General features: G+C 65.5%; 14 protein-coding genes. 11 read left to right on the forward strand and 3 right to left on the reverse strand.

The genetic code is table 11. From position 1 onward, the window contains the following. The first annotated feature begins 33 nt into the window (after positions 1-33). The 3 genes from purE to HV675_RS11605 all read left to right on the forward strand — a co-directional run bounded on the left by purE (position 34) and on the right by HV675_RS11605 (position 3016). Positions 34-561 (forward strand): 5-(carboxyamino)imidazole ribonucleotide mutase, encoded by a 528-nt coding sequence (purE, locus tag HV675_RS11595; RefSeq protein ID WP_175111049.1) that lies wholly within the window; start codon positions 34-36, stop codon positions 559-561. Positions 562-693: 132 nt separating this feature from the next. Continuing rightward, complete coding sequence (locus HV675_RS11600; RefSeq protein WP_175111050.1) at positions 694-1920, forward strand: 5-(carboxyamino)imidazole ribonucleotide synthase; 1227 nt, start codon at positions 694-696, stop codon at positions 1918-1920. A gap of 13 nt (positions 1921-1933) precedes the next feature. Beyond that, positions 1934-3016, forward strand: a complete 1083-nt coding sequence (locus HV675_RS11605; RefSeq protein WP_246270195.1) for an L-threonylcarbamoyladenylate synthase — start codon at positions 1934-1936, stop codon at positions 3014-3016. Between the two features lie 230 nt (positions 3017-3246). Here HV675_RS11605 and HV675_RS11610 read toward each other — a convergent pair whose 3' ends face one another. Both HV675_RS11610 and dacB read right to left on the reverse strand, forming a co-directional pair. After that, positions 3247-4410, reverse strand: a complete 1164-nt coding sequence (locus HV675_RS11610) for an SGNH/GDSL hydrolase family protein (protein WP_175111051.1) — start codon at positions 4408-4410, stop codon at positions 3247-3249. Positions 4411-4939: 529 nt separating this feature from the next. Beyond that, entirely contained in the window at positions 4940-6526 is a 1587-nt protein-coding gene (dacB, locus tag HV675_RS11615) for a D-alanyl-D-alanine carboxypeptidase/D-alanyl-D-alanine endopeptidase (protein ID WP_175111117.1), read from the reverse strand. A 589-nt stretch (positions 6527-7115) separates the two neighbouring features. Between dacB and HV675_RS11620 the strand changes: the two genes are divergently transcribed. The 6 genes from HV675_RS11620 to HV675_RS11645 all read left to right on the forward strand — a co-directional run bounded on the left by HV675_RS11620 (position 7116) and on the right by HV675_RS11645 (position 12808). Continuing rightward, complete coding sequence (locus tag HV675_RS11620; RefSeq protein ID WP_175111052.1) at positions 7116-7778, forward strand: response regulator; 663 nt, start codon at positions 7116-7118, stop codon at positions 7776-7778. Positions 7779-7782: 4 nt separating this feature from the next. After that, a complete protein-coding gene (locus HV675_RS11625; protein ID WP_175111053.1) occupies positions 7783-9084 on the forward strand; it encodes an ATP-binding protein in 1302 nt (433 codons plus the stop codon). Between the two features lie 113 nt (positions 9085-9197). Next, positions 9198-10718, forward strand: a complete 1521-nt coding sequence (locus HV675_RS11630; protein ID WP_175111054.1) for a DegQ family serine endoprotease — start codon at positions 9198-9200, stop codon at positions 10716-10718. Positions 10719-10855: 137 nt separating this feature from the next. Then, positions 10856-11356 (forward strand): carboxypeptidase regulatory-like domain-containing protein, encoded by a 501-nt coding sequence (locus HV675_RS11635; protein WP_175111055.1) that lies wholly within the window; start codon positions 10856-10858, stop codon positions 11354-11356. A 229-nt stretch (positions 11357-11585) separates the two neighbouring features. Beyond that, positions 11586-12041 (forward strand): DUF427 domain-containing protein, encoded by a 456-nt coding sequence (locus tag HV675_RS11640; RefSeq protein ID WP_175111056.1) that lies wholly within the window; start codon positions 11586-11588, stop codon positions 12039-12041. A gap of 32 nt (positions 12042-12073) precedes the next feature. Then, on the forward strand, positions 12074-12808 hold the full coding sequence (locus tag HV675_RS11645) for an SRPBCC family protein (protein WP_175111057.1): 735 nt from the start codon (positions 12074-12076) through the stop codon (positions 12806-12808). Here HV675_RS11645 and HV675_RS11650 read toward each other — a convergent pair. Then, a complete protein-coding gene (locus HV675_RS11650) occupies positions 12805-13461 on the reverse strand; it encodes a TetR family transcriptional regulator (RefSeq protein ID WP_175111058.1) in 657 nt (218 codons plus the stop codon). The genes HV675_RS11645 and HV675_RS11650 overlap by 4 nt on opposite strands. A 429-nt stretch (positions 13462-13890) precedes the next feature. Between HV675_RS11650 and HV675_RS11655 the strand changes: the two genes are divergently transcribed. Together HV675_RS11655 and HV675_RS11660 are read left to right on the forward strand one after the other, a co-directional pair. Next, on the forward strand, positions 13891-15117 hold the full coding sequence (locus HV675_RS11655; RefSeq protein ID WP_175111059.1) for an efflux RND transporter periplasmic adaptor subunit: 1227 nt from the start codon (positions 13891-13893) through the stop codon (positions 15115-15117). 18 nt (positions 15118-15135) lie between these two features. Then, positions 15136-18345, forward strand: coding sequence for an efflux RND transporter permease subunit (locus HV675_RS11660; RefSeq protein ID WP_175111060.1), 3210 nt, complete (start codon positions 15136-15138; stop codon positions 18343-18345).

Genomic DNA, 18345 nt, shown 5'->3' on the forward strand with positions numbered 1-18345 from the left:
CCCGTGCGGAACGGGGGAAGGAATCTGTGAAAGATGAGTGACGTTCAAACTGCCGGCACGCTCCATGCGCACGATGCGCCGCTCGTGGGTGTGCTGATGGGCTCCAGCTCCGACTGGGACGTGATGAAAAACGCGGTCGCGATGCTGCAGGAGTTCGGCGTGCCGTACGAGGCGAAAGTCGTGTCCGCGCACCGGATGCCCGACGAAATGTTCGCGTACGCGCAAAGCGCGCGTGAGCGCGGCCTGCGCGCGATTATCGCGGGCGCGGGCGGCGCTGCGCACCTGCCCGGCATGCTGGCGGCGAAAACGACGGTGCCGGTGCTGGGCGTGCCGGTCGCGAGCAAGTATCTGAAGGGCGTCGATTCGCTGCATTCGATCGTGCAGATGCCCAAGGGCGTGCCGGTCGCGACCTTCGCCATCGGCGAAGCGGGCGCGGCGAACGCGGCGCTGTTCGCGGTGTCGATCCTGAGCGGCACGCTGCCGGAATACGCGGACAAGCTTGCCGCGTTCCGCGTGCGCCAGAATCAGGCCGCGCACGCGATGGTGCTGCCCGCCGTTTGAGCGCCGCGACACGCGCCGCGCATCACAATAAAATTCGCAAGCCAGTTCCTTGCCCCACCGGCCGCCGCGTGCACGCGGCGGACCGCTTGTCGCACATAGGCGACCCGATCGACGTCGAATCCGACCACGAAGATGAGTTCAGATAACACTCCGGTATCCCCGATTCTCCCAGGCGCATGGCTGGGCATGGTCGGCGGCGGCCAGCTCGGCCGCATGTTCTGCTTTGCCGCTCAGGCGATGGGCTATCGCGTCGCCGTGCTCGATCCGGACGAAACGAGTCCGGCCGGCTCGGTGGCGGACAAGCACGTGCGCGCCGCCTACGACGACGAAGCGGCGCTTACCGAGCTCGCGCGGCTGTGCGCGGCGGTATCGACGGAATTTGAGAACGTGCCGGCCGCGAGCCTCGATTTTCTCGCGCGCACCACGTTCGTGAGTCCGGCCGGACGTTGCGTCGCGATCGCGCAGGACCGCATCGCGGAGAAGCGCTTTATCGCGTCGTCGGGCGTGCCGGTGGCGCCGCATGTGGCGATCGAGTCGTCGGATGCATTGGCCGCACTCGACGATGCGGCGCTCGAAGCGGTGCTGCCCGGCATTCTGAAAACCGCGCGTCTCGGCTACGACGGCAAGGGGCAGGTGCGGGTCGGCAATGTGCAGGAAGTGCGGCAAGCGCATGCGGCGCTGGGCGGCGTCGCGTGTGTGCTCGAGAAGCGCCTGCCGCTGAAGTTCGAAGTGTCGGCGCTGCTCGCGCGCGGCGCGAATGGCGCGTCGGCGGTGTATCCGCTCGCGCAGAACACGCACCGCAACGGCGTGCTGTCGCATACCATCGTGCCCGCTCCCGATGCGAGCCCGACGCTCGTGATGCAGGCGCAGCAGGCGGCGCTGCAGATTGCCGACAAGCTCGGCTACGTCGGCGTGCTGTGCGTCGAATTCTTCGTGCTCGAAGACGGTTCGCTGGTCGCCAATGAAATGGCGCCGCGCCCGCACAATTCCGGTCACTACACGGTGGACGCCTGTGCGACCAGCCAGTTCGAGCAGCAGGTGCGCGCGATGACCGCGATGCCGTTGGGCGATACGCGCCAGCACTCGCCGGCGGTGATGCTGAACATTCTCGGCGACGTGTGGTTTCCCGACAGCAAGAAGGACGCGAAGGACCCGAAGGGGGCGCACTGCGGCCCGGCGGTGACGCCGCCGTGGCACGAAGTGGCCGCGATGCCGGCCGCGCGTCTGCATCTGTACGGCAAGGAAGAGGCGCGTCCCGGCCGCAAGATGGGTCATGTGAACTTCGCTGCCGCGACGCTCGACGAGGCGCGCACGGCCGCCCGCGATTGCGCGCGGCTGCTGCATATTCCGACGAGCTGAAGCCGTTTCCATCATGCCGGATCAACCGAAACAGCCGGGTGGCACAGCGTCTCGCGACAGCGGTCATGCGCCGGCGCATGGCCAGATCGATGCTGCGCAGATCGACCACGCGGCCGCGTTGCTCGACGCCGGCGAACTGGTCGCGTTTCCGACCGAGACGGTTTATGGTCTGGGCGGCGACGCGCAAAGTCCGGAGGCGGTCGCACGCATCTACGCGGCCAAAGGACGGCCGGCGAATCATCCGGTGATCGTGCATCTCGCGCCGCATGGCGACCCGCGCTACTGGGTCGAGCAGTGGTCTGCCGATGCGCAACGGCTGATCGATGCGTTCTGGCCGGGCCCGCTTACGTTGATTCTGAAGCGCGCCGCGCATATTCCGCCGGCGGTGAGCGGCGGTCAGGATTCGGTCGGTTTGCGCTGTCCGTCGCATCCGGTCGCGCAGGCGCTGCTCGACGCGTTCAGCGCGCGCCGCGGCGGGCATGGCGGCGTCGCGGCGCCGTCGGCGAACCGCTTCGGGCACGTGAGCCCGACCACCGCGCAGCACGTGCGCGACGAGTTCGGTTCGGCCATTCATGTGCTCGACGGCGGTGCGTCGACCGTCGGTATCGAATCGACCATTCTGGATTTGTCGCGTGGTTTTCCGGCGCTGCTGCGGCCGGGCCATGTGACGCCGCAGGATATCGCCGACGTGCTCGGCGCGATGCCGCGTCTGCCGGACGGCTCCGACGCGACGGCGCCGCGCGCATCGGGCACGTTGAAAGCGCACTATGCGCCGCGCACGCCGCTCGCGCTGTTGCCGTTCGATGCGCTCGAGCCGCTGCTCGCGGCTGCGCGTGCGGCGAACGAGCGCGTCGCGCTGGTCGCGCGGGCGTCGCGCGCCGGGCATTGGGCGGATGCGGACGGCGTGCATTTCATTGCCGCACCGGAAGATCCGCATGCGTACGCGCGCGATCTATACGGGCTGTTGCGCGCGCTCGATCGCGCGAATGTCGCACGCATTCTGATCGAGAAGCTGCCGGATACGATCGCGTGGATCGCGGTGAACGATCGGCTCGGGCGAGCGGCCGCGGCGTTCGAGGCGTCTGAGTCCGAGTAACACGTCGACGCGCGCGGTGCTCGCAAGCGGCACGGCGCGGTCGCGTCTGCGATCTTCATTGCCGCGGCTCGAAGCTTGGCGGATGCGTCAGCTACGTCAGCTTCGATACGCGCTACATGTCAAAAAATGCCCGGTTCAAAAACGAACCGGGCATTTTTTTATTTGCTGCGTCGTGCGTCGCGCTGTGGACGCTGGCCCGCCGCGGCTTGCGTTGAAGAACGCTTGCGCGCCTACTTCCCGAGTCCCGAACCCGCTATCGCCTGCTCGGCGGCCACCGCGAACAAGGCGTGCAAATGTGTGGTCGGGTGAATCGTGTCGGCGAACATGTAGGTCTGGTCGGCATTCGGCGTCGTGTACAACTGCGGCGAGCAGAACAGCGACGACGCGAACGCGCTCGGATCCGACTCGCCGAACTGCTGTGCCGCGGCCTGCATCGCGGCCAGCTGGCAGCCTGTGCCGGTATTCGATACCGTGAAGCCGTTCGCCTGATAGTTCGCGACCGTGTTGTCGATCCATTGATCGGTTTGCAGATAGATCACCTTGCTCATCAGATTCGTTGCGGTGAGCGTCTGCGACAGCGCCTGGTTGAACGCGCCGACCAGCGTCTGGAACAGCTGCTGGCCCGATGGGCCGGCACTGACGCCGAGCGGCGTCACCGCGATGTCCGGCACGTTCGCGACCACGACGTGCGTCGCGCCGTTCGCCAGAACCGGCGCCACCACCTGCTGCACCATTTGCTGTGCAGTCCCGACCAGCGACATCGCCGCGGCGCCGACCGCCTGCGTGGTGGCCGTTGCGACCGGCGTGCCCTGCGCGACGGCGGCCTGAATCGTGGCTTGAGCGGTTTCCGCCGCCACCAGCACATCATTCGCACCGCCTTCGATCAGCACCAGTTGGCCCGCATTGAAGCTGCCATGCGCGGACAGATAGTTCTGCACCTGCGTCGCGACCGGCACGGTGGTCGCCTGCGCGTACGACGGCAGCGGCGCCGGCGCATGGCCGATGCCGTCCGCGCCGATCACGAGCGCGCCGCCCTGCGCATAGCCAAGCCCGGTCGAAGCGACGAGCGGTTGCCCGAAGCCGCCGAGATACGCGGGCGTCAGCGTGCCGCCGTAGTACTCGGCCACCTTCTGCGTCCAGATTTCGCCGGGATTCGTCGTAAAGCGGCCACCGCCGAAGCTCGCCTGAATCACCGGCGAGTAGGTGCCGACGTCCGACAGGCTCGTGCCGAACGATACGACCTGCATATTGATGCCGCCCGCCGGCGTGTTGCTCGCATTGTTATTGTTGTTGTCTCCGCCGCCGCCGCACGCGACGAGCACCGCGAACGCGGCGCTCGCGATACCGGCTTGTGCGGCGCGCCGCAGGCGGAATGGCTGTGATGCTTGCTTCATGTTGTCTCCGATCTTTTTGTGTATGTAGTGGGCATGCGTGCCCTTTGTCGCAAGCTGTGCACGCGGTGTGCGCAACGCGGCGTCAGCTTGCAGAACCCGCTTTTCTCGCGTGCGTGGTTGACTCGTTGAACGGCATTTCGAGCGGTGACTTGAGCGCAAGCACGCGGTCTTTCTCGCGCGTTCGCTTCATTCAGGCGCGTGCCGGCCAGCACCGCCTCGCCGCGCACGCACGCGCCGTCGTGATGGCGGTGGTGGTGTGCCGCAGGCAGGCCGTGTCTGGATGTATGCGAGGCGGATCGCAGCGAGTGTCGTCGATGCGTGCCGCTTGCAGTGGTGTGCTGTCGAGCGGAAGCAATCCGGCAGCGAATGACATGAGTGTCTCCCTCCGTGGTCTGCGCCGCCGCGTGACGTGATGCGACGCGGCGGGTGCGCCCGTTCTTATGTGCGATTCAGGCGCATCATGCGCGCGCTGCCCGACAGCGTACACGCTTCGACGGCGCACGCGCGTGCGCATCGCTAGAAGGATTCCTCAATGCGTGCCGCGACGGTTCGGGTTTTTCCTGGGCTTGCCGCGCGGCTCCGCAACGGGTTCGGCAAGCGATTCGGTGAGGGCGGCCTGCGGTCCCTGGTAGACCCACTCGATCAGACTGTCGTGCGCGGCACGGGCGGCCTCGGCACGCGGATCGTTGATCAGGCTGACGACCACATAGCTGACGCCGTCCGCGGACGCCACGTAGCCGGCGATCGCACGCACATCGCGCAGCGTGCCGGTCTTGATATGCGCGTTGCCGTTGACTGGCTCGCGCGTCAAGCGGTTGCGCATCGTGCCGTCGACGCCGACGGTCGGCAGCGAATCGACGAACACCTGCGCGACCGGACTCGCATTGGCCGACTGCAGCACATCGGCAAGCGTCAACGCGGTGACCTGCTCGTTGCGCGACAGCCCCGAGCCGTTCTCGAGCGTCAGATACTCGGTCGGCAACGCGCTGCTTTGCATGAACGCTTCGATTGCGCGCGCCGACTTCGCCGGTGTCGCGGGCGGTTTGCTCTCGACCGCGCCGATGGTCAGGAACAGGTTGCGCGCCATCGTGTTGTTGCTGAATTTATTGATGTCGTGAACGATGTCGGACAGCATCGGGCCCTGATGCGTCGCGACGAGCCGCGCACCGACCGGCACCGCGCCTTCACGCGTCGTGCCGTTGAACGTGCCGCCGGTCTGCTTCCATAGCGCGAGGAAGCCGCCGGCAAAAAACGCCGAGTGATCGAGCGTCGCGACGTTAATCGTGCGGTCGCCGCAGCGCAGCGGGTAGTTGCCGTCGAATGACGCCATCACGAGGCCGCCGGCCTCGGGCGTGACCACCGGATTGAGCGCGCTCAATTCGCCGCGGCACGGGCCGCCGGTCGCGCGCAGATGGTTGTCGATCTGCAGTTGCGCGAGCGCGGGCAGCACATCGATCGAGACGGTGCCGTCCGGCGACGGCGTCAGCGTGAACGACAGCGATTTGAACGCGTACAGCAGCGGGTCGGGGCCGACGTTGTACGGCGCTTCGGTGTCGTCGTCGAAGGCGGGCAGATCGCGTGTGGACGGATCGAAGAACCGCTTGTCGAGCACGAGCGCGCCGTCGACGCCGTTGATGCCCGCCTTGCGAATCTTCTGCACGAGGTCGATCAGTTCCTCGGGCACGAGCTTCGGGTCGCCGGTGCCTTGAATGTACAGATTGCCGTGCAGCACGCCGTTCGCGTCGACCTCGCCATCGGTATAGGCGGTGGTGCGCCAGCGATAGTCCGGCCCGAGCATCGACAGGCCCGCGTAAGTGGTGACGAGCTTCATCGTCGAGGCGGGCATCATCGGTTTGCCGGCGTTCAGCGCGAGCAGCGGCGTGCGATCGCCGACCTTTTCGACCACCACGCTCACCGACGACAGCGGCACATGCGCGCGCTGCAGACCCGCCATCACCGCGGCCGGCAGCACGGTCGAGACGTTGACCGACGGATGCTGGGTTTTCTTGCGCGCCTGCGCGGGCGCCGCGCAGACGAGCGCGGTGCACGCGAACAGCACGGTGGCGGCGCGCGCGGTGTGGCGGGTGCGCGTGGGTGTTGAAGTGCGGTCAAACAGCGTGGCCGTGGAGGGTCCGGATTGCGTGCCGACAGATTCCGCAGCGGGAAAGGGCGCGGCAGCGGAGTGCGTGGTGTCAGAGTCCACGGCAGCGGAACCGGCGCGAGAGCCACTGTGCGAAAAAAATCGTGCGGACGGAAAAACGCGGGCGGACAGGCGGCGGATGAACCAACGGGCGCGGGCGGAAGGTGAAGCGGGCGTCATGTACAGTCGATCTTCGAAAAAGCTTTCGTATTCAGTTCTTGCAGCGGCGCGCGACGCCCACGCGGTGGATTGTGTGCGGCCGGTAACCGGAGCGCAAGCGCAGCGTGCGGTGGTGAAGCACAAACGCAACTACTCAGCGGCGAACGTCAAACGGCGAACGGCGAACGGCGAACGGCCACATCAGATGCACCTTCGGCCGCAGTCGCAATCGCAACATCAGACGCAGCGTCCACCGCGACGTCCAGGTGCAAACGTCACGCCCCGCCGCGCAAAAGCGCTCATTGTAGAAGACCTGCCGCGCCGCTGCGCAAAAACGCGCCCGCGCGCGAAATTTCGCGAGCGGGCGCTAGAATGCAGGCATTTCGACCCCTGACTGACAAAAGCCATGCGCATACTGCTTGTCGAAGACGACCGGATGATCGCCGAAGGCGTGCGCAAGGCGCTGCGCGGCGAGGGCTTCGCGGTCGACTGGGTGCAGGACGGCGAAGCCGCGTTGAGCGCCGCAGCGGGCGAGGCATACGATCTCGTGCTGCTCGACCTCGGTTTGCCCAAGCGCGACGGTCTCGATGTCCTGCGCACGCTGCGCAAGCGCGGGCTGTCGCTGCCGGTGCTGATCGTCACCGCACGCGATGCGGTCGCCGATCGCGTGAAGGGCCTCGACGCAGGCGCCGACGACTATCTCGTGAAGCCGTTCGATCTCGATGAACTCGGCGCACGGATGCGCGCGCTGATCCGCCGTCAGTCCGGCCGCAGCGATTCGACGATCCGCCATGGCGCGCTGACACTCGATCCGGCCTCGCATCAGGTGACGCTCGACGGCGCGCCGGTCGCGCTCTCCGCGCGCGAGTTCGCGCTGCTCGCGGCGCTGCTTGCGCGCCCGGGCGCGGTCTTATCGAAAAGCCAGCTGGAAGAAAAAATGTACGGCTGGGGCGAGGAAATCGGCAGCAATACGGTCGAGGTGTATATCCACGCGCTGCGCAAGAAGCTCGGCGCGGACCTGATTCGCAACGTGCGCGGTCTCGGCTACATGATCGCGAAGGAAGCCTGACACGATGCGTTCGATTCGCCGTCAATTGCTGTTCTGGCTGCTTGCGATCGTGTTGCTCGGCGTCGGCATCGCCGGCTGGCTGATCTACCGGCAGGCGCTCGCTGAAGCAAACGAGCTGTTCGATTACCAGTTGCAGGAAATCGCCGCGGCGCTGCCCGCCGAACCGTTCTCGCAAATCCTCAGTTCACGCGATACCGGCGACGAAGGCATCGTGCTGCAGATCTGGAATCGCAATGGTGTGCTGATGTATTACTCGCATCCGCGCGCGCCGCTCGCGCCGCGCGCGGAACTCGGCTTTTCGACCGAGCGCACCGAGCGCGGCGACTGGCGCGTATATGGCGCGATCGTCGGCGACAACGTCGTGCAGCTGGCGCAGCCGCTATCGGTGCGCAACCGGCTGGCCGCGAATGTCGCGCTGCGCACGCTGTGGCCGCTGATCATCCTGCTGCCGGTGCTGGGCGTCGCCGTGTGGGGCGTGGTCGGCCGCGGGCTCGCGCCGCTGCGCCGCGTGACCGGCGCGCTCGACGCGCGTCATCCGGAAGCGCTCGACCCGTTGCCCGATTCGCGTTTGCCGGTCGAAGTGCGGCCGCTCGTGCGCGCGTTGAACGGCCTGCTCGAACGTCTCGCGGCGGCGCTCGATACGCAGAAGGCGTTCGTCGCCGATGCCGCGCATGAACTGCGCACGCCGCTTGCCGCGGTGCAGATTCAGGCGCAACTCGTTGCGCGCGCACACGACGACGCAACGCGCAGCGAAGCGCTCACCGATCTGCAGGCGGGTGTGACGCGCGCCACGCGCCTCGCCGAACAGTTGCTCGCGCTCGCGCGCACCGAGCCGGACGGCCGCGAAGCGGCAAGCCAGCTCGATCTCGACGCGCTGCTGCATGACTGCGTGGCGTCGTACGCGCCGCTTGCGCAACGGCGCGGCGTCGATCTCGGCATCGAAGCGAGCGAAACGGCGCTGGTGAGCGGCGATCCTGAGGCGCTGCGCGTGCTGTTCAACAATCTGATTGACAACGCAACCAAGTACACGCCGAGCGGGGGGCGCGTCGACGTGTGCGTGCGTGAGGCTGACGGACATCCAACGGTGCAGATCGCGGACAACGGCCCCGGCATTGCACGCGAAGAACGCAGCCGCGTGTTCGACCGTTTCTATCGCGTCGGCGAAGGCGCCAACCGCGCGCGCACCGATGTCGCGGGCAGCGGCCTCGGCCTCGCGATCGTGCGGCGCATCGCACTTCAGCATCACGCGAGCGTCACACTCGGCGATTCGCAGTCAGGCGGATTGCTCGTCACGGTCACGTTCTGAAAACCCTGTGTTTTATGGCTATTTTTTGAAACATTCTATTTAAGATTGTTTTAAGCGACCCCGCGTACTCTGCGACACATCCGAGAATCATTCTCCCTGTCTGGAGTACAACGATGAACGCCAAAACTCTGTCCCGCAGTGCCGTTGCCGTCGCTGTCGCGGTTGCGCTGTCCGCCGGCTACGTGGCCGGGCGCCGCAATATGCAGACGCCCGAAGTCATCCAGCCGGCCCAGGCCGCTGCCGCGATGATGCCGGCCGAAGCCGCCGCGAAAACCGGCATCCCCGATTTCTCCGGACTCGTCGAAACATACGGCCCGGCGGTCGTGAACATCAGCGCGAAGCACGTGGTGAAGCACACCGCGTTGCGCGGCGGCGGAGGCAATAACCAGCAATTGCCGATCGATCCGAGCGATCCTTTCTACCAGTTCTATCGCCACTTCTTCGGCAACGTGCCGGGCATGCAAGGTCCCGGCGGCGATGACGGCGGCGACGGCCCCGACCAGCCGAGCGCAAGCCTCGGTTCGGGTTTCATCATCAGCAGCGACGGCTACATCCTGACCAACGCGCACGTCGTCGACGGCGCGAATGTCGTGACCGTGAAGCTCACGGACAAGCGCGAATTCCACGCGAAGGTGGTCGGCGCGGACAAGCAGTCGGATGTCGCGGTGCTGAAGATCGATGCGAAGGATCTGCCGGTCGTGAAGATCGGCGACCCGCGCCAGAGCAAGGTCGGTCAGTGGGTGGTGGCGATCGGTTCGCCGTACGGCTTCGAGAATACGGTGACGTCGGGCATCATCAGCGCGAAGTCGCGCTCGCTGCCGAACGAGAACTACACGCCGTTCATCCAGACCGACGTGCCGGTGAATCCGGGTAACTCGGGCGGTCCGCTCTTCAACCTGCAAGGCGAAGTGATCGGCATCAACTCGATGATCTATTCGCAGACGGGCGGCTTCCAGGGTCTTTCGTTCGCTATCCCGATCAATGAGGCGATCAAGGTCAAGGACGATCTGGTGAAGACCGGTCATGTGAGCCGCGGGCGTCTGGGTGTCGCGGTGCAGGGCATGAACCAGACGCTTGCCGATTCGTTTGGCCTGAAGCAGCCGAATGGCGCGCTCATCAGCTCGGTCGACAAGGATGGCCCCGCGGCGAAGGCCGGCCTGCAGCCGGGTGATGTGATCACCTCGGTGAACGGCAACCCGGTCAGCGATTCGACGGACCTGCCGACGCAGATCGCGAACCTGAAGCCGGGCACCACCGCCGATGTGACCGTGTGGCGCGACAAGTCGTCGAAGAACATCAAGGTGACGATCGGCTCGCTGTCGGATACGAAGGTCGCGTCCAACGACGATCCGTCGTCTGCGCAGATGCAAGGGCGCCTCGGCGTCGCGGTGCGTCCGCTCACGCCGCAGGAAAAGAGCGGCGCGTCGGTTTCGCACGGGCTGCTCGTGCAGCAGGCGGGCGGCGCGGCGGCCAGCGCGGGCATTCAGCCCGGCGACGTGATTCTCGCCGTCAACGGTCGTCCGGTGTCGAGCGTCGAGCAATTGAAGCAGGCGGTGTCGCAAGCGGGCGACAGCCTCGCGCTGCTGATCCAGCGCGACAACGCGCAGATCTTCGTACCGGTCGACCTCGGCTGATCGCGCAGCGCGCGTTTCGGCGGGCGCGGCTGGCCGCGCGTCCGCCGATCGGTAAAAAAGGGCGGCAAGCGGGTATGTCCCTTGCTGCTCCGGTTGGATTTCCACCGTTCGGGGAACCCCGAAAAAGGAGCTAACCAATGAACGATCCGCGCCACCTTTCTCGCCGTGTGACTGCAATCATTGCAGCCGCGGCGCTTTCACTCGGTTTCACGTCGGCCGCGTTCGCGCAGAACGCGAACGGCGTGACCGGCGGCAGCACGACGGACGACACCAGCGCGGGCAATGCGAACGTCGAGGGTCTGCCGCAGGTTCAGCAACAGGGCGACGTGTCGTATACGTCGGGCGGTGTCGGCCTCGATGAATCGCGCGCGCTGCGTAGCGCGGAACATAGCTGGCCGCTATCGCTGCGCTTCACCGGGCCGGGTTCAGACTATCTGGCCGACGTCAAGGTGAAGATCTCCGACGCGCACGGCGGCGACGTGCTCGATACGACGTCGCGCGGCCCGTATATGCTCGTCAAGTTGCGCCCGGGCCGCTACACGGTTCAGGCGTCGTATAAAGACCACGCGCAATCGAAGACCATCACGGTGCCGGCGAAGGGCACCGCGAAGGCGGCTTTCTACTGGCAAACCCAGTAAATCAGGCGATCGCGCATCTGAACGGACGCCGGATGCCGCCGGTCAGGTGGTTGCCAGCGTGCGCGAACGCGCGCAATAGATGACGGTTTGGCCGATAATAAAGCCACGGACTTCCCGGTCCGTGGCTTTTCGTTTTTGAAAGCGTGTTTGAAAGGTCGGCGGTTTTGCTTTGCTGCGACTGCACAAACGCGAGTCCACGCAATATCAGATTCCTCCCGGAGCGGGTGAGATGAGCGGTGTTCCGACCAACGGCGGCCAAGACCGCGACGCCTCGCAACAGTCAGGCGCCGCGTGCGGCGACGCGGCTTGCGAGCGCGCGTCGGAGAGTCGCGAGGCCGGCGGACATCGCATCAGCATTGCGCCGAATCGCCACCGCGTGCGTGTGATCCACCAAGGCATCACCGTCGCCGACACCCAGACCGCGTTGACGCTCGCCGAAACCGGCTTGCCCGACGTCGTCTACTTTCCGCGCGCAGACGTGAACATGGCGCGCCTCGAACGTTCGACCCACTCGTCCCGATGTCCCTTCAAAGGTGACGCATCGTATTTTCATTTGCGCACTGAGGACGGAATCGTGGAAAACGCCGCATGGAGTTACGAGGCCCCGATCGACGGAGCCGGACAGATCAAAGGGTATCTGGCGTTTTACGCGTCGCGCGTCGACCGCATCGATCAGACGTCCTGATCCCGCGGTGGCGAGCTTATCGGGAGGCGGCCATGGAACTGACCAACGCGTTAAGAATTCCGCTTGCACAGTCTGAAGTCTGGGACGCGATGCAGGATCTCGCGTTGCTGCGCGCAAGTCTCGACAACTGCGAGTCGTTCACGCGCCTCGCGGGCGGCGAATATGAACTGACGCTGACGGTGCCGCTCGGACCCTTGCGTGCGCATTACGAGGTGCGCGCTCACGTGGCGAGCGACAACGGCACGGCCGCCGACCAGCCGCACCGCACGCTGAACTTCAAGGCGCGCGCGGGCGGCGTGGGTTCGCTGCGCGGCCAGATCGACGTCGCTTTGCGCGCGGACGACGAAACGCCCGGCGCCGCGCCGAGCACGCGTATCGACTACTCGGTGTGGGCGACTTCGACCGGGCCGCTCGCCGAATTGCCGGCGCGCCAGATCGAGAACGCGCTGCATGAACTCGCAGACGATTTCTTCACCGAGTTCTGCGCGGTCGTGCAGGCCAAGCATGGCCAGGGGCCGAACCAGTCGCGCGAAACGCCGCCGCGGCGCCAGCATGTGTTTCTGCGGCCGATCAGCCTCGCGGGCGTCGCGCGCCGCGCGCGGCACGACCATGGCGGCGCGCTGACCGGCCGCGCGATGCACTCGACGTTCGGCGCGCGCGCGCATCATGAACAGCCGCCGCATGTGGTCCCGCACTGGGCGTGGGCCGCGATGATCTTCTTCGTGGCGTTGCTGCTGTACGTCGCGCGCTGGTTTAGCGCCAGCTAGGCTGCCGGCTTCGCGCCGGACCCGAGCCGCAAGGTCGGGCCGAACCGCAGCGCGTCGATCACCGACTCGACCATCTCGCGCGCGTGCTTGCCGAAGTCCGCCGAACACGGCAGAAACAGCATGTCGCGCAACGCGCCGCTCACGAACGAATGCAGGATCGACGCCGCGCGCGTCGTGTCCAGGTCGGCCGGCAACTGTCCCTTCGATACCGCGTTGCGCAGCCCGCCCTGGATATTCGCGAGCCCTTCGCGCATATCGTTCTGATGGCGCGCCATCACCGGGCCCATCTCTTCGACGAACTCGCACTTCAGAAACAGGATGTCGAATACGCGGCGCTGACGCGGATCGAGCGCGGTGTTGCGCAACACCATCGTGAGAATGTCGATCAGCTTGCCGAGCGGATCCGGCTCCTGCGGATCGAGCGACGCCGCCTTCAGCTCGTCGAGCGGCATCAGCACCCGGTCGAACATCGCGGTGAACAGATCGCCTTTGTTGTCGAAGTGCCAGTAGATTGCGCCGCGCGTGACGCCCGCGGCCTGCGCGATATCTGAAAGGGAAGTGCGAGAAACCCCTTTCCTGAAGAACACTTCCTCGGCCGCATCGAGTATGCGGCTTCGCGTTTCCAGTGCCTCTTCCTTGGTACGTCGGACCATATCTTCAGACTTGCCTGTATTGCTGGATTTCCCTGAGGTTTTTAAACGTCGATGATAAAGATCATCTCGTGTAGTCGTTCCCACGGGAATTGCTATTGCGTGTATGCGCGTTCACCCGACGCTAATAAACTTTTACGTGCATTCGTGAACGTATCTATAATAGCACCCTAAACGATCGGATGACCCACCTCACCCGACCGGTTAATACCCGTCACTGAAGCTTTCAATATCCTTCGCACGACCCTTTCCGAGAGGCGCTGCGCGGTGCGGCATTTCCCGGTTTGGCGCAGTTCGCGCGCGGTACTCCCGCAGCAAAAAGCACCCATGGGCTTCCGGTCACGGGCGTCGCAAGACGCCGGTGCGCGCCGTCGCAATCCTGGTAGCCGGTGCGCACTTTTTCCTTTCTCAGTCTCTGACAGAGGTCGCTCCATGCGCGTCAAACGGGTTTCTATCCGCTGGGCTTCGTTCAGCCTGCTTCCTGCCGCGGCGCTTGCCGTCATGCTGGCGGCTTGCGGACCAAAACAATCAGCTCCTCCGCCGCAAGACCCCGAAGTGGGCATCGTCACCGTCCAGCCGACCCCTGTGCCCGTGGTCACCGAGCTGCCGGGCCGCACCAGCGCGTATCTCGTCGCGCAGGTGCGCGCTCGGGTCGACGGCATCGTGCTGCGGCGCGAATTCGTCGAGGGCAGCGAGGTGAAGGCCGGCCAGCGGCTCTACAAGATCGACCCGGCGCCGTATATCGCCGCGCTGAATAACGCGAAGGCGGCGTTGGCGAAGGCGCAGGCGAATCTCGCCACGACCACCGCGCAGGCGAATCGCTACAAGGTGCTGGTGGCCGCGAACGCGGTCAGCAAGCAGGACTACGACAACGCGGTCGCCTCGGAAGGCCAGGCGGCCGCGGACGTCGCCGCCGGCAAGGCGTCGGTCGACACCGCGCAGATCAACCTCGGCTATACGGATGTCGTCTCGCCGGTCACCGGCCGCGTCGGCATTTCGCAGGTCACGCCGGGCGCCTACGTGCAGGCAAGCCAGGCGACGCTGATGTCCACCGTCCAGCAGCTCGATCCGATGTACGTCGACCTCACGCAGTCGAGCCTGCAGGGCCTGCAACTGCGCAGGGACATCCAGAGCGGGCGCCTGAAAACGAGCGGTCCGAACGCGGCGAAAGTCACGCTGATTCTCGAAGACGGACGGCCGTACGGTGAAACCGGCAAGCTGCAGTTCACCGACGTCACCGTCGACCAGACCACCGGTTCGGTCACCATTCGCGCGATCTTCGAGAACAAGGACCGTGTGCTGTTGCCTGGCATGTTCGTGCGCGCGCGCATCCAGGAAGGCGTCAACGATGCGGCGCTGCTCGTGCCGCAGGTCGGTGTGACGCACGACCAGAAGGGGCAGGCCACCGCGCTGATCGTCGACAAGGACGACAAGGTTGCGCTGCGCCCGCTCGTCACGTCGGGTACCTACGGCCCGAACTGGGTGGTCGAAGACGGCCTGAACCCGGGCGACCGCGTGATCGTGCAAGGCGTCGACAAGGTGCATCCGGGCAACAAGGTCAAGACCGTTGCCGCGCAACTCCCCGCCACCCCCGCTTCCGACGCGACGGGTCAGGCCACACCGGCCGCGCCGGCCGCCTCCGCTGCATCGGGCGCGTAACAACAGGGAGCCTGTTACATGGCAAAGTTTTTTATCGATCGCCCGATCTTTGCATGGGTGATCGCCATCGTCCTGATGCTGGCGGGTCTTGCGTCGATTTTCACGCTGCCCGTCGCGCAGTACCCGACCATCGCGCCGCCGTCCATTCAGATCAGCGCGACGTACCCGGGCGCATCGGCGAAGACCGTCGAAAACACCGTCACGCAGGTGATCGAGCAGCAGATGAGCGGCCTCGACCATCTGCTGTATCTGTCGTCCACCTCCGATGACTCCGGCACCGCGACCATCACGTTGACGTTCGCGGCCGGCACCAATCCGGACATCGCGCAGGTGCAGGTGCAGAACAAGCTGCAGCTCGCCACGCCGCTGCTGCCGGAAGTCGTGCAGCAGCTCGGCACGAAGGTGACCAAGTCGAGCAGCAGCTTCCTGCTTGTGCTCGCGTTTGTGTCCGAAGACGGCAGCATGAGCAAGTACGATCTGGCGAACTACGTCGCGTCGCACATCCAGGATCCGGTGAGCCGGATCGACGGGGTCGGCACGGTCACGCTGTTCGGCACGCAGTACGCGATGCGGATCTGGCTCGATGCGAACAAGCTGACCAACTACAGCCTCACGCCAGTGGACGTGCAGAACGCGATCCTCGCGCAGAACGTGCAGGTCGCGGGCGGCTCGCTCGGCGGCACGCCGTCGGTGCCGGGGCAACTGCTGCAGGCGACCATCACCGAAGCGTCGCTGCTCACGACGCCCGAGCAGTTCGGCAATATCCTGCTGAAGGTGAACACGGACGGCTCGCAGGTGCGGCTGAAGGACGTCGCGCGCATCGATCTCGGCGGCGAAAACTACAACACCGACACGAAGTACAACGGCGCGCCGACGGCCGGCTTCGGCATCCAGCTCGCAACCGGCGCGAACGCGCTGCAGACCGCGAAGCTCGTGCGCCAGAAGATCGACCAGCTTGCGCCGTACTTCCCGCATGGCCTCGTCGTGAAGTATCCGTACGACACGACGCCGTTCGTGCGGCTGTCGATCGAGGAAGTGGTGAAGACGCTGCTCGAAGGCATCGTGCTCGTGTTCCTCGTGATGTACCTGTTCCTGCAGAACCTGCGCGCGACGCTGATTCCAACCATCGCGGTGCCGGTCGTGCTGCTCGGCACGTTCGCCATCATGAGCGTGGTGGGTTTCTCGATCAACGTGCTGTCGATGTTCGGTCTGGTGCTTGCGATCGGCCTGCTGGTGGACGACGCGATCGTGGTGGTCGAGAACGTCGAGCGCGTGATGTCCGAAGAAGGGCTGTCGCCGCGCGACGCGACCCGTAAGGCGATGGAGCAGATTACCGGCGCGCTGATCGGCGTGGCGCTGGTGCTGTCCGCGGTGTTCGTGCCGGTCGCGTTTTCAGGCGGGTCGGTCGGCGCGATCTACCGGCAGTTCTCGCTGACCATCGTCGCGGCGATGGTGCTGTCAGTGCTGGTCGCGCTGATTCTCACGCCGGCGCTGTGCGCGACGATTCTGAAGCCGATTCCGCAGGGCCATCACGAAGAAAAGAAGGGCTTCTTCGGCTGGTTCAACCGCACGTTCGACAAGAGCCGCGACCAATATCACAAGGGCGTGCACCATGTGATCAAGCGCTCGAGCCGCTGGCTCATCATCTATCTCGTGGTGATCGTCGCGGTCGGCATGCTGTTCGCACGCTTGCCGAAGTCGTTCCTGCCCAATGAGGACCAGGGCACGATGTTCGTGCTCGTGCAGACGCCGGTCGGCTCGACGCAGGAAACCACCGGCCGTGCGCTGAAAGATATTTCCGACTATCTGCTCACGCAGGAAAAGAGCATCGTCGAAGCGACCTTCACGGTGAACGGCTTCAGCTTCGCGGGCCGCGGCCAGAACTCGGGTCTCGTGTTCGTGCGGATGAAGGACTATTCGGTGCGCCAGCACTCGGACCAGAAAGTGCAGGCACTCGTCGGACGCCTGTTCCAGCACTTCTCGACGTACAAGACGGCGACCGTGTTTCCGGTCAATCCGCCTTCCATTCCGGAACTCGGCACGGCGGCCGGCTTCGACTTCGAACTGCAGGATCGCGCGGGCGTCGGTCACGATGTGCTGATGCAGGCGCGCAACCAGCTGCTCGGGATGGCCGCGAAAGATCCGACGCTGGCGCAGGTGCGTCCGAACGGTCTGAGCGACACGCCGCAGTTCAAGGTGACGATCGACCAGGAAAAGGCCGCCGCGCTCGGCGTGCAGCTCGCGACGATCGACCAGTCGTTCTCGATCGCGTGGGCATCGGCATACGTGAACAACTTCCTCGATACCGACAGCCGGATCAAGAAGGTGTATCTGCAGGCCGACGCGCCGTTCCGGATGACGCCGGAAAACCTGAACGACTGGTACGTGCGCAACGCGTCCGGCGGCATGGTGCCGTTCTCCGCGTTCACGACCGGCAAGTGGATCTACGGTTCGCCGAAGCTCGAGCGCTACAACGGTATCTCCGCTGTGGAAATCCAGGGGCAGGCGGCGCCGGGCAAGAGTACCGGCCAGGCGATGGCGGCGATCGAAACGCTCGCGAAAAAGCTGCCAGCGGGGATCGGTTACGAATGGACCGGCCTGTCGTTCCAGGAAATCCAGTCCGGTTCGCAGGCGCCGATTCTCTACGGCATCTCGATCCTGGTCGTGTTCCTGTGTCTCGCGGCGCTGTATGAGAGCTGGTCGATTCCGTTTTCGGTGATCATGGTCGTGCCGCTCGGCGTGCTCGGCGCGCTGCTCGCGGCGACGCTGCGCGGACTCGAGAACGACGTGTTCTTCCAGGTCGGGCTGCTGACCACTGTCGGTCTGTCCGCGAAGAACGCGATTCTGATCGTCGAGTTCGCGCGCGAACTGCAGCAAGGGCAGGGCATGGGGCCGATCGAGGCCGCACTCGAAGCGGCGCGCCTGCGGCTGCGGCCGATCCTGATGACGTCGCTCGCGTTCATTCTCGGCGTGCTGCCGCTTGCCATCAGTAATGGCGCCGGCTCGGCGAGCCAGCACGCGATCGGCACCGGCGTGATCGGCGGGATGCTGACCGCGACGTTCCTCGCGATTTTCATGATCCCCATGTTCTTCGTCGTGATTCGCGGCAGTTTCAGCGGCGAGAAGGAAGATCCGGACGAGGCGCTCGCTCACTACAACGAGCACCATCCGCATGATCCGTCGGGCGGCGATCCGTCGGGCGGCGGCTCGGGCAAGGAAGGACACTAA

Origin of the sequence: Paraburkholderia solisilvae (assembly GCF_902859875.1) — a bacterium.
Lineage (GTDB): Bacteria > Pseudomonadota > Gammaproteobacteria > Burkholderiales > Burkholderiaceae > Paraburkholderia > Paraburkholderia solisilvae.

What these genes read in the sequence shown, in the direction of transcription:
- HV675_RS11630 (WP_175111054.1), top strand. Translation starts at nt 9,198, where the DNA reads ATGAACGCCAAAACTCTGTCCCGCAGTGCCGTTGCCGTCGCTGTCGCG.
- HV675_RS11610 (WP_175111051.1), bottom strand. Translation starts at nt 4,410, where the DNA reads ATGAAGCAAGCATCACAGCCATTCCGCCTGCGGCGCGCCGCACAAGCC.
- HV675_RS11620 (WP_175111052.1), top strand. Translation starts at nt 7,116, where the DNA reads ATGCGCATACTGCTTGTCGAAGACGACCGGATGATCGCCGAAGGCGTG.
- HV675_RS11600 (WP_175111050.1), top strand. Translation starts at nt 694, where the DNA reads ATGAGTTCAGATAACACTCCGGTATCCCCGATTCTCCCAGGCGCATGG.
- HV675_RS11640 (WP_175111056.1), top strand. Translation starts at nt 11,586, where the DNA reads ATGAGCGGTGTTCCGACCAACGGCGGCCAAGACCGCGACGCCTCGCAA.
- purE (WP_175111049.1), top strand. Translation starts at nt 34, where the DNA reads ATGAGTGACGTTCAAACTGCCGGCACGCTCCATGCGCACGATGCGCCG.
- HV675_RS11655 (WP_175111059.1), top strand. Translation starts at nt 13,891, where the DNA reads ATGCGCGTCAAACGGGTTTCTATCCGCTGGGCTTCGTTCAGCCTGCTT.
- HV675_RS11625 (WP_175111053.1), top strand. Translation starts at nt 7,783, where the DNA reads ATGCGTTCGATTCGCCGTCAATTGCTGTTCTGGCTGCTTGCGATCGTG.
- HV675_RS11660 (WP_175111060.1), top strand. Translation starts at nt 15,136, where the DNA reads ATGGCAAAGTTTTTTATCGATCGCCCGATCTTTGCATGGGTGATCGCC.
- HV675_RS11635 (WP_175111055.1), top strand. Translation starts at nt 10,856, where the DNA reads ATGAACGATCCGCGCCACCTTTCTCGCCGTGTGACTGCAATCATTGCA.
- HV675_RS11650 (WP_175111058.1), bottom strand. Translation starts at nt 13,461, where the DNA reads ATGGTCCGACGTACCAAGGAAGAGGCACTGGAAACGCGAAGCCGCATA.
- HV675_RS11605 (WP_246270195.1), top strand. Translation starts at nt 1,934, where the DNA reads ATGCCGGATCAACCGAAACAGCCGGGTGGCACAGCGTCTCGCGACAGC.
- HV675_RS11645 (WP_175111057.1), top strand. Translation starts at nt 12,074, where the DNA reads ATGGAACTGACCAACGCGTTAAGAATTCCGCTTGCACAGTCTGAAGTC.